The organism is Pseudonocardia oroxyli, from assembly GCF_900102195.1.
Lineage (GTDB): Bacteria > Actinomycetota > Actinomycetes > Mycobacteriales > Pseudonocardiaceae > Pseudonocardia > Pseudonocardia oroxyli.
On sequence record NZ_FNBE01000040.1, the window covers coordinates 1 to 9747 of the forward strand.

At 67.9% G+C, this 9747-nt stretch carries 11 protein-coding genes; 5 read left to right on the forward strand and 6 right to left on the reverse strand.

The window, feature by feature from the left end:
• From BLS43_RS28945 to BLS43_RS28955, 3 genes are all read right to left on the reverse strand, one after another.
• The coding region (locus BLS43_RS28945) for an IS110 family transposase (protein ID WP_218130053.1) at positions 1-1110 on the reverse strand (1110 nt) is incomplete at its 3' end.
• Between the two features lie 84 nt (positions 1111-1194).
• Positions 1195-2034: an IS3 family transposase gene (locus BLS43_RS28950; RefSeq protein WP_093089881.1), complete on the reverse strand. Its 840-nt coding sequence runs from the start codon at positions 2032-2034 to the stop codon at positions 1195-1197.
• Complete coding sequence (locus BLS43_RS28955) at positions 2031-2318, reverse strand: transposase (RefSeq protein WP_093089882.1); 288 nt, start codon at positions 2316-2318, stop codon at positions 2031-2033. The genes BLS43_RS28950 and BLS43_RS28955 overlap by 4 nt, the downstream gene beginning before the upstream one ends.
• Positions 2319-2595: 277 nt before the next feature.
• On the opposite strand from BLS43_RS28955, the gene BLS43_RS31555 reads away from it, so the two are divergent.
• Genes BLS43_RS31555 through BLS43_RS28965 form a run of 3 tightly spaced genes read left to right on the forward strand, consistent with a single transcriptional unit; the run spans position 2596 to position 3314 of the window.
• Positions 2596-2739, forward strand: a complete 144-nt coding sequence (locus BLS43_RS31555) for a hypothetical protein (RefSeq protein WP_245707911.1) — start codon at positions 2596-2598, stop codon at positions 2737-2739.
• On the forward strand, positions 2736-2993 hold the full coding sequence (locus BLS43_RS31830; protein ID WP_281245882.1) for a type II toxin-antitoxin system RelE/ParE family toxin: 258 nt from the start codon (positions 2736-2738) through the stop codon (positions 2991-2993). The genes BLS43_RS31555 and BLS43_RS31830 overlap by 4 nt, the downstream gene beginning before the upstream one ends.
• 12 nt (positions 2994-3005) lie before the next feature.
• Positions 3006-3314: a helix-turn-helix domain-containing protein gene (locus BLS43_RS28965; RefSeq protein ID WP_093089884.1), complete on the forward strand. Its 309-nt coding sequence runs from the start codon at positions 3006-3008 to the stop codon at positions 3312-3314.
• 84 nt (positions 3315-3398) lie between these two features.
• Here the strand turns inward: BLS43_RS28965 and BLS43_RS28970 are convergent, their stop codons facing one another.
• The 3 genes from BLS43_RS28970 to BLS43_RS28980 are packed head-to-tail and all read right to left on the reverse strand — an operon-like array spanning position 3399 to position 8253.
• Entirely contained in the window at positions 3399-5459 is a 2061-nt protein-coding gene (locus BLS43_RS28970) for a hypothetical protein (RefSeq protein ID WP_093089885.1), read from the reverse strand.
• Between the two features lie 24 nt (positions 5460-5483).
• A complete protein-coding gene (locus tag BLS43_RS28975) occupies positions 5484-7523 on the reverse strand; it encodes an ATP-binding protein (protein ID WP_143030296.1) in 2040 nt (679 codons plus the stop codon).
• Complete coding sequence (locus tag BLS43_RS28980) at positions 7516-8253, reverse strand: hypothetical protein (RefSeq protein WP_176921637.1); 738 nt, start codon at positions 8251-8253, stop codon at positions 7516-7518. The genes BLS43_RS28975 and BLS43_RS28980 overlap by 8 nt, the downstream gene beginning before the upstream one ends.
• Positions 8254-9077: 824 nt before the next feature.
• Between BLS43_RS28980 and BLS43_RS29765 the strand changes: the two genes are divergently transcribed.
• Together BLS43_RS29765 and BLS43_RS28985 are read left to right on the forward strand one after the other, a co-directional pair.
• Complete coding sequence (locus tag BLS43_RS29765) at positions 9078-9308, forward strand: hypothetical protein (RefSeq protein ID WP_143030297.1); 231 nt, start codon at positions 9078-9080, stop codon at positions 9306-9308.
• A partial coding sequence (locus BLS43_RS28985) for a ParB/RepB/Spo0J family partition protein (RefSeq protein WP_176921638.1) occupies positions 9305-9747 on the forward strand: 443 nt, incomplete at its 3' end. The genes BLS43_RS29765 and BLS43_RS28985, both read left to right, overlap by 4 nt.

The window sequence follows — 9747 nt, forward strand, 5'->3', positions numbered from 1 at the left end:
GGCGTTGATGCTCCTATAGTTGTCAAGCGACGAGAGACAATTGTTTCGTCTCCTTATGTGGTGCGACGAGGCTCGGTATATCTCTCGGACGAGGTGGCGCTTGAGGCAGCGCAGGATCTCCTTCTTCGTGCGGCCTTCGTGGCTGCGGCGCTCGACGTAGGCGATCGTGGGTTCGTGGAAGCGCATGCGGACGACGAGGATCCGGTGCAGGGCGGCGTTGGCCTGGCGGTGCCCGCCGCGGTTGAGCCGGTGACGGCTGGTCTTGCCCGAGCTCGCGGGGATGGGGCAGGCGCCGCAGAGCTTTGCCAGGGCGGCTTCGCTGTGGACGCGTTCGGGGTTGTCACCGACCACGATCAGCAGTTCCGCCGCGGAGTCCGCGGCGATGCCGAAGTGGCTGGTCAGCGTGGGTGCGGCGCGGTCGGTGAGGGTGTCGAGGACGCGTTCGTGGCGGCGGGCTTCGTAGTCGAGGCTGCGGTGGCGGTCGGCGAGCGCACGCAGGGTGTAGCGGGCGGCGTCTTCGGGTCCGTCCATCGACTGGTAGCGCAGCGCGCGGCAGGCGTCGAGGAGCTCGCGGTCGCCCAGGGGCTCGAGGGCCTCGCGCAGCTCGGCGGGCGCGTTCACCAGGACCGTCTTGAGAGTCACGATCGCCTGGGTGCGGGCCTTCGTCGCGGTGTCCTTGGCGATCTTGACCTGACGGATCATCTCGACCACACCCTCGCGGGTCTTCGGGACGGCGGTGGCCGTGCCGGACAGCACGGACCGGGCGGCGGTCTCGGCGTCGATGGTGTCGTCCTTGCCGCGCAGGTGTCGCACGGTGCGGTCACCGCGGTTGACCTCGATGACCTGGTCGCCGGCGCGACGCAGGAACGAGACGAGCCCGGCGCCGTAGGAGCCGGTGCCCTCGATCCCGAACACCACCGGCACGTCGTCGTTGTCGCCGGCGAGCTCGCCGACCCAGTCGCGCAGTCCCGAGTAGCCCGCACGGTTGACGGTGACCGTGGTCGAGCCCAGCAGTGCCCCGAGCTGGTCGACCGCGACGGCGACGTGGAGGTGTTTGTGGGTGTCGACGCCGACGACGATGCGCGGGCGGTTGTCGTGCGGGATCCTCATCGGTGACTGCGTGTCCTCTTCCCGGGGGCGTGGTCGACAGCGCGCCGGGCGGGCGGGACAGGACTGTGATGGGACCTGCTGAGATCAGGCTCCTATGAGGTCACTGCCCGCTCGGTGCGCCACCAGTGGCGGTGTCGCCCGGGCGGCCGACAAATCAACGCCAGGGCACCGAGAGGGCCAGTCGTAAGCATGGGTCAGACCGACCGGGCGACGAACACCAGTCTCACAGTCGAAGCAGTCCCCGACGCTGCCCATCGAGCCGAGCAGCCCGGCCTGGCGCAGGCGCTGCCCGAACGCCCACGACGTGTATTGGCTGCCGTGATCGGAGTGGAAGATCGTCCCGGTCGTCGTGTCGGTCTGGCCAGCTCGGCCGCGGCGCAGGCAGGCCATCTCGAGGGCGTCGACGATCAGCTCGGTGCGCAGATGGTCGGCGATGGACCAGCCGATGACGCGGCGGGAGAAGGTGTCGAGCACGACCGCGCAGTAGACCCAGCGCTGGTCGGTGCGGTGCTGGGTGATGTCAGAGACCCACAACGCGTTCGGCCGGGCGGCGACGAAGCGGCGGTCGACCAGATCCGGCGCCGCAGCCGCGGCCGGATCACGCCAGGTGCAGCCCCGCCGACTGCGGCGATGCACCGAGACGATCCCGTGCTCGCGCATGAGCCGCTCCACGCGTTTGCGCCCGACCCGGATGCCTCTGCCCAGACGCAGCTCGGCGTGCACGCGCGGTGAGCGGTAGGTCTGCCGCGATCGGCTGTGGATGTCGCGGATGACCTCCACCAGCTGTAGATCCGCCTGGCGGCGAGGGCTGGTGGGGCGGTCGCGCCAGTCGTAGAAGCCGCTGGTCGACACCCCCAGCACCCGGCAGGCGACCGCGACCGGGGTTCCGTCGTCGGCCAGTTCCCGCACCACCGGGTAGATCATTTTGGGAGGACGTTCTCCCGGGCGAAGTAGGCGGCGGCGCGTTTGAGGATCTCGTTCTCCAGCTCCAGGCGGCGCTTCTCCCGGCGCAGCTCGGCCAGCTCAGTGCGCTCGTCGCGGGTCAGGCCCGGCTTGTCGCCGGCGTCGATCTCGGCCTGGTGCATCCAGTTGCGCAGGTACGATTCGCTGATCCCGAGGCTCTGCGCGACCTCGCGGACCGGGCGATCGCCGAGGCGGGCGAGCTCGACCGCGCGCTGCCGGAACTCCGGCGGGTGAGGAGCGGGCACAACGACATCCTTCCCAGGCGGCCAAGCCGCCTCAAGGTCGGAGTCCGTCCAAGCGGGGGAAGGTCAGGGGCGGGTCTGGCGGTGCGGGCAACGGCGAGCGCGGTGGTCCCTGAGGCCGGGCAGGCGCCGCGCGCGGGCCGAGGGCCTTTCTCGTCGAGGCTCTGGTCAGCTGATGCCCCTCCAGCCGAATCCTTGCTGTCGCGTGCGAGTCGATCGTGGCTGCGTGAGATCGGTGCTTAGTCGTACCCTTCAGCCAGGAAGGACGGGGGTGATGGTCGTGACGGTGACCGACAACTCAGTCGGCGAGCGGCTGATGCCGCTGTTTGACCCGGCCATTGAAGAATTGCGGAAGGGATCGTCAGTATCGCCCGATGTAGCAGGTCGACTGGTTGCAGTCGGCCTGCTGGCTGTAGCCGATTGAGGCGGGTTGGATCCTTCCGCGGCGCAGAAGTTTGCCGCAGAGCCGGACGCGTTCAGGCGGCGAGTGGCTGTGACCGCGCGCTCCGCGGGCAGACGGCTGGCGAGGTGCGGATTCTGTTCGCGTTCGACCCGTGGCGTAGTTCAGTCTTGCTGGTCGCGGGGGACAAGTCCGGACGCTGGGCGGAGTGGTATCGGCAGGCCATCCCGCGCGCGGAGCAGCTCTACGCGACGTATCTGAGGGAACGGGAAACTTGAGGACGGCGAGTCATGAGCGCTGCGCGGTGGTCGGAGATCCCAGGCGAGCACGTCGCGGCAGCGGGTGAGGAGCGCGTCGAGCGCCAGAAGGATCGGCTGCTCGGACAGGAACGGGCTCGCAGACTGGCGGAGACCCGCAAGCGGCGCGGGTTGACGCAGCGGCAGGTGGCTGAGGTGATGGGAGTGACCGTCGGGCGGGTGAGTCAGATCGAGAACGGCGAGCTGGCCGGTATCGAGGTCCCCGAAAGGTATGTGCGTGCCCTCGGTGGTGACCTGCAGATCGTGGCGAACTTCGGAGACGACCAAATCAAGGTCGGCTGAGCGCACCGCGGCGAGCCGCATGCTCGCGCTCGTACGACTTTCCAGTGAGTGTCTAAGTACCTACGGGGCGGTCGTAGAGCAGAGTCATCGCGAGTAGGCCGAGGGCGACACTCGGTTGCCAGGCAGGACACCAATGACGACCAGCCGGTCTGTGGTGCCTCCGGTAGGGGTGTGGGGCGCCACCCACACCAGTTCGTCCAGTCTCCTCGTCCCCCGGCTGGACGTCTTGTCGGTGAGGTCGAGGACGAGTAGCAGGCCGAAGGGGGCGTTCGTGTTGCCGTATTCGGTGGCCTGCACGAGGTAGGTCGACTCGATGTGATCCCGACTGGCATCCCCGTCCTCCTTCTTGATCTCGGCTAGGTAACGGGTCGATCCGAACCGGAGGATCAGGTCTCCGCGACCCAGCGCCAGATCCGTGGGTTCCGCATTGACGCAGTTGTAGAGCGGCCCAGCGAGGAGCCAGGCATGGAAGTCGCGTTGTAGGTCGGACTCGATTGCCACGCGCTGATCTTGTCGTGGCCGACGCCGGTAGTCGAAGGTGGGGCCACCGTCGTCCGCCTTGGGTCCGAGCAAGCTGCTGCTGGTGAGATCGAGCCGCGCTCTCAAGAACAGAACGGCCTGACGGACGGTGGCGATGAACGTCGTGCGGACGTGCCCGGCGAACTCCGGATGACCGGACAGTTGCTGGATCAGGGTATCGATGAGGGGCTCGACGACCGGATCGTCGGACTCGTGACGGCTGTCGTCGGCTCGCTGTGCGAGCCCGCCGATGGAGGAGAGCTGCTCGTCGTCGAGCGCCGCAGTCAGCGTGGTTGCCTTCTCCAGGCCCATGGCATCGACCAGGCTCGGTGCGAGACGCAGCACTCGCTCGGGGTCGGGCGGTTTCGCGTCGTTGGGCACGGCTCCGTCGGGCGTCTGCGAGGCGGTCGTTCGGCGGCTGCGGATCTGGGCCAGAAGCGCGATCGCTGTCGGTTGGTCGAACACGGACGCTCCGAAATGTTCCTCGGGGCGTTCGACGGCCCGCTCGAGGATGCGGAGTATCCGCTCTTCACGGAGGAAGGCGTTCTCGATGCTGGGCGCGACGAGAACAGCAAGCCCTCCGCCGCCGGCGACGCCGACGGGTTCTGTCGTACGCACCGCACGATAGGCGGACAGAACCGAGTCCAAGGCCTCCCACGGGCTCATCCAGACCGAATCGCCGAGCGCGCGTGACGAGGCATCGAGCACGAGTAGAAGCTCCTGCCACGCGAATTCCGCGGATCGGCGTGGCGCTGACCAGGACGGTTGATGGACACGCAACTCCCAGGCCGCGCGTTGCTCCAGGACACGGCCGAGGCGTCGGGTCGCATCGGTGACGCCGGCAGCGTCGTGTCGCGCGAAGCCTAGGACCGCGTCGCAGGCCGCCATCAGGCATTCGGCGTCGGCGCGGGCTTCGTCGACCGTACTGGTGGCAAGCTGCCGCCGGGCGTCGAGAAGGTATCGGGTGACCTCGTCGAGGTCGCTGGCGGAGAGTGCCGCTCGTAGGCAATCACACCCGATCTCGTAGGCCGCGTCGTGACGGGGTCCGTCGAGCTGAGCCAACTCGTCCAGGATGCGACGAAGGCTGCTCGCCGCCATCGGTTCGCCGGACCAGATGTCCAGAGCGGCGCCGATCGTGCGGGGCAGCAACTCCGCGAAGTCCTCCGGGGCATCGAGCACGACTAGCTGATCGAGGAGTTCCCAGACCCGGTAGGGGCTGACGAATCGCCCGATGGCGAGCCGGACGGCGAACTCCACACGGGTCGCGGCCAAGATCGGGGCCGGGGTGATGGTGGCCGAGAGGTCATGGAGCAGCGAGTCGAGCAGCGCTGAGCCGTGACTGCTCATGAGTGCGCCGCCCGAGAGGAGCTTCTCCACGGTCTCCGAGAGGTGGAGGACGCTGGTCTGCTTGGACAGGCCGGTCACCAGCGCACCGACGACTCTGTCCCGTCCCGGGCCCGGCTCGGTTTCGCAGACGGCCTCCGCGAGGAGGGGAGCCATCGGTCCCGCGGCGACGCCGGGCGCTTCGCGGACCACGTCGTCGAGGTGCGTGGCTATGGCGTCGAGGCTGAGTGGGACACCCCCCGCGGCGAGCGCCGCGAGCTCATCTGCGACGGCGCAGGTCATGTCACCGCAACCACTGCTCGTGCATCACCATAGGGGCTCACCCTCGACCGCCTCGATGCTGTGTGCCTCGTCGAGCACGGCATGAACGAGATCGTAGTCGCGGGTGGTGATCACGACTTGGAGGGCCTGTTCCTCGGCGACTTTCGCGAGCTCGCGGAAGAGAGTCGTGGCGTCCAGATCCTGCACCTCCTCCGCCTTCGGGCTGTCGATCATGATCAGGCCGGGATGGGTGGCCACCCCGTGCGCAGCGCCCACGCGGAGAAGCGCGATGACCAGCGCGATCCGAAGACGCAGCCGGGCTCCTGGGTTGCAGTCGCTGAACCAGTCCTTTCCTCCGCCGTCCTGGGTCACCCGCAGTCGTGCAGAGCGGTCGATCTTGACTTCTTCGAGCGAGTTCATGCCGAAACGGCGTGAGAGCTCGGCTATCTCGTCGTTGAGGTCGGCGAAGAGCTCCTCGGCGGCGTTCTTGTTGGCATCGTCGAGAACCTTCGCTGCCGATGCCAGGACGCGCAGCGTCCTTGCCTCGCTCGACTCCTCGCCATCGTCCAGGACAACCTCGGGAAGAACAGCGAGACCACCCTCGAGCTGCCAGATCCGCCTTTGAGACTCGACCACGTCCGGCAATGATGCGACCGACTGCGCCCGTCGGAGTCCGCCGTCGACGACGCTCAACTCACCCGTCAGCCGCGCGAGCTCGTCTCGGGTGCGCGCGGCCTCCGCCTGCGCCTCATTGTCCGTCTGCTCTGCGGCGGCGAGTCTCGCCTCGGCCTCGGCGACGACCTCGGCGTCGTCGACGCCGTCGATCTCGACCTCGCGGCTGCAGACAGCGCACGCGTGGGACTCCTGCTCGAGTCGGGTGCGCTCGGTCGTGATGGCCTGGTCACACCGAGGACATGCGTCCGGGTCCAATCCCTGGAAAAGGGCTCGCGCCACCCCGCTCTCACGGACGTCGGTGAGTCGCTTCGCGGCTCGCCGGCGCTCCGCCAGCGTGTGGTGTGCGGCGAGCCGCGCGTCGTCGTCGGTGGTGCGAGCGTCGGCGACTTCGAGCGCAAGGCGTGCCGCTCTGCGGGCGAGCTCGGAGAGCGACTCGCCACCCTCGGTTTGGCTGGTGAGCTCAGCCAGGCGGCTCCGCTCTGCGGTGAGCGCGGACTGGAGCTGCTCCCGCTCGTGCGCGCTCGCTTCGGCGGCGCGTCGTTCTTCGGCCTGCCGGTCGCGGATCTGGTTGGCGCGCACGTCGTGCGCAGTCCTAACTCGAGTGAGAGCCGCGGCGGCTGGCAAATCGAGGAAGACCTGTAGCAGCCTCCCGGCGAGTCCGCCGATCTTCTGATCCCCCAGGAGGATCTTCGTGCTCGCAGACCCGAGGTAGAGGGCCGCGAAGTACGTGGGCCAACCGTGGGTCTGGGTGCCCGTCTCCTTGAACGCGTTCACCACCGGGACGAGGTCGAGACGGTCCAGCATCAAGTTCTCGACCTGGTCCGCGTAGCTCTGGTCGCCGGTGGCGTGCAACACCGCGTGTACGTGCTGCGCCGCAGAAGGTGCCCGCCTGTCCGCCAGGGCCGTTGAGCTCGCCGCGGCGAGTACGACCGCGTTGGTGATCGAACCCTCTTCGAGGTCGAGTCGGAAGCCGAGATGCTGCTCGCCGACCGTAATGTCGAGATCAAGCTGATGCAGCCACCCCTTGACGCCACTCTGCAACTCGCGAGGGCTACCGCGCAGGCACCATGTGATCAGCTCGAGGACGCTCGTCTTGCCGCGGAAGTTGGAAGCAACGAGCGCGGTGAGACCCGAGCCGAACGGGATGGTCGTGTCGAACGCACCCGCCGCGACGTTGCCGGCGCGCACCCCGCTCATCCGCAGGCGCACCAGGCGGAGTGCCCGAGGGCGCGCCGGGGTCAGCACGAGCGGCACTCCGTAGGTGGCGAAGACGTCCCGCACCTCGTCGAGAGTCACGTCGGCTCGCTCGGCAACGCGAGAACCGAGCTGTTCCCAGCGGCCTGCGAGTGGGCTCTCGGACACCGTCGATCCCTTGCCTGCCTGGCTCTTGTCGGTCAGAGGATCAGACACCCTCGTCGGCTCCTTCCTGCCGGTCCGATCCCGAACCCGACGCTTTGTCGTGTGTAGCCGCCCTGAGCGTGGCGAGGCGAGCTCGGGCTCGCGGCGCCACGCTCGAGATGTGCTCTCGGAGCGGGGTTTCGGCGTACTCGCGCTGGAGGTACTGCCGTCGCTTCAGTTGCGTTCCTCCCAGGCCGTCCGCGAGCTGGACGACGAGCCTTACTCGACTAACGTAGTAGCCGAACACCGGCTCCGCGGCCACGATCTCCCGGGCGACCTCACGACCCTTCTCCAGGAGGTAGTAGTCACTTTGGCGGACCCGCTCGACCGTTCCTCGCCGCTTGCGCGCGGCTAGGCCCGCGCCGCGGAGAACGGCGAGTGCGTTGTCGATGTTCTCCCATGCGCCGAACTTGTGCCTCAGCATCGGGTAGCGGCGAACCTCTGGCTCTTCGGAGTCCAGGATGGACGCCGCTATGTCCAGTAGGGGCTGCTCAAGGCTGACCTCATAGTCGTTCAACAGCTCATCAGCGAGGTAGTCCGGGTTGCGCAGCCAGAAGTCGAGCTTCTGAAGCCGTACGGTCGACCGGACGACGCAGACAGCTGTGTCCAGCCCAGGCAGTGTCCGCTCGGCTACGTCCACGGGCTCGCCCGCGTTGTCGAGGAGGAGCAGGATCCGGACGGCGTCCTGCTCCCGGCTGGTGACAGGAACGACACCTACGGGTGACGGAGGCCCTTCGACCATTCGATCAACGTAGCAGCACGTCGAAAGCTCGCGAGACTGTACTCACATCGGGTGGGGCGTCGTCCCACGAGCGGGGCTCAATGACGGAGCGGGCCTGCTTGAGCCGACGCGGGCGGTGATCGCGTTAATGACGGATAGGCGACGCGACAAGGGATCAGCAGTGGGACGACACCGAGCTCCGCGTCAGTCAGGTCGACGAACGGGGCAGGCGTCATGGGTGACGTCACGGAGGCGGACGGTTCTCGTGTAGTCGCCATCATGAGGCTTTCCTTTAGCTCCCGCGACGGAGACCCCGCTGAGACGGGCCCGCCACCTCATGAACTCATGGGGCTTGGTTTCGGGAGATCCAGCCGAAGCGATGACGCGCGTGGAGCCACCCGTGGTGCGAAACCCTGCGCATGGTGCGAGTCCTGGAGGTTGAAGAGGGGGATTCTGTCAGCGTTATCGCTGGTAGGAGGCTTGTGAGGGGGTTCGTGGAATCCTGGCAGTCAAGTCGTCACAGTCTTGAATCCCTCGGCAGTAAGCCTCGTCGTGGGCGCTCGTTGCCGGTGGCGTTGTAGCGCCCAGGGGCTGCGAACCCGATCGGTCCCTCGACGTGGCGGGTGAGTCCCGTCCGGTTGTCCGGTCTCCTTGGCCGAGCTTGCCCGTGTCGTCCCCCGCCGCAAAGCCGTTCTGCAGAGATCCTTTCGGCCCTTCGGGTTCGCTGCGCCCGAAAGCATCTTGCTGCTGCGGCTTGGCGTCGGGCCCCTACGACACGTCCAGGGCGCTCTCACGGCGATGCGGCGTTCCGCCGATCGCCCGCCTATCGGCCAAGGAGAGGTCCAATGGATGACGAGTTGAACGCGAGCTGCCCGGAATGTGGCGCCCAGGTCGTACCGGTGCCGCCACGGAACTGGATCACACCCGGTGAGACGCCCGGCTGGACGCACGCGTGGGATGGCACGGCGTTGTGCCCGGTCTTCGGCAAGGACGGCTACCGGCCCGCGGAGCCGGTGCTGCACCTGAACGGCCCGGACATGGTGTTGATCATCCGCGGGCGGGAGGCCACGCGATGACACTGCTGAGCCTGGACCCGAGGGCGTTGACGTTCGCGGCGAACGTGCGGACGGAGGTGTCGCTGTCGCGGGAGTTCATCGCGAGCGTGCGCGAACGAGGTGTGTTGCAGCCGGTGGTGGCATATCCGGGTGTCGAGGGGCCGGTGGTGGAGTTCGGGCACCGCCGCACCCTGGCGGCGTTGAAGTGCGGGCTGCCGAACATCCCGGTGATGTTGGTGGAGGTGCCGGAGGGTGCGGACCGGGTGACCGATCAGCTGGTGGAGAACGACCAGCGTGCCGGTTTGTCGACCGCGGAGCGGGTGGCGGGCTGGGAGCAGCTGGCCGCGTTCGGTCTCTCGGCGTCGGCGATCGCCAAACGCACCGGAGCCAAGAAGACCGACGTCACGACGGGCTTGAAGGTGGCCGGGTCGGAGTTGGCCTCGCGGGCGGGGCAGCGCTG

Coding starts and splice junctions, on each gene's coding strand:
- BLS43_RS29765 (WP_143030297.1), top strand. CDS start 9,078: ATGGATGACGAGTTGAACGCGAGCTGCCCGGAATGTGGCGCCCAGGTC.
- BLS43_RS28970 (WP_093089885.1), bottom strand. CDS start 5,459: ATGACCTGCGCCGTCGCAGATGAGCTCGCGGCGCTCGCCGCGGGGGGT.
- BLS43_RS28950 (WP_093089881.1), bottom strand. CDS start 2,034: ATGATCTACCCGGTGGTGCGGGAACTGGCCGACGACGGAACCCCGGTC.
- BLS43_RS28965 (WP_093089884.1), top strand. CDS start 3,006: ATGAGCGCTGCGCGGTGGTCGGAGATCCCAGGCGAGCACGTCGCGGCA.
- BLS43_RS28980 (WP_176921637.1), bottom strand. CDS start 8,253: ATGGTCGAAGGGCCTCCGTCACCCGTAGGTGTCGTTCCTGTCACCAGC.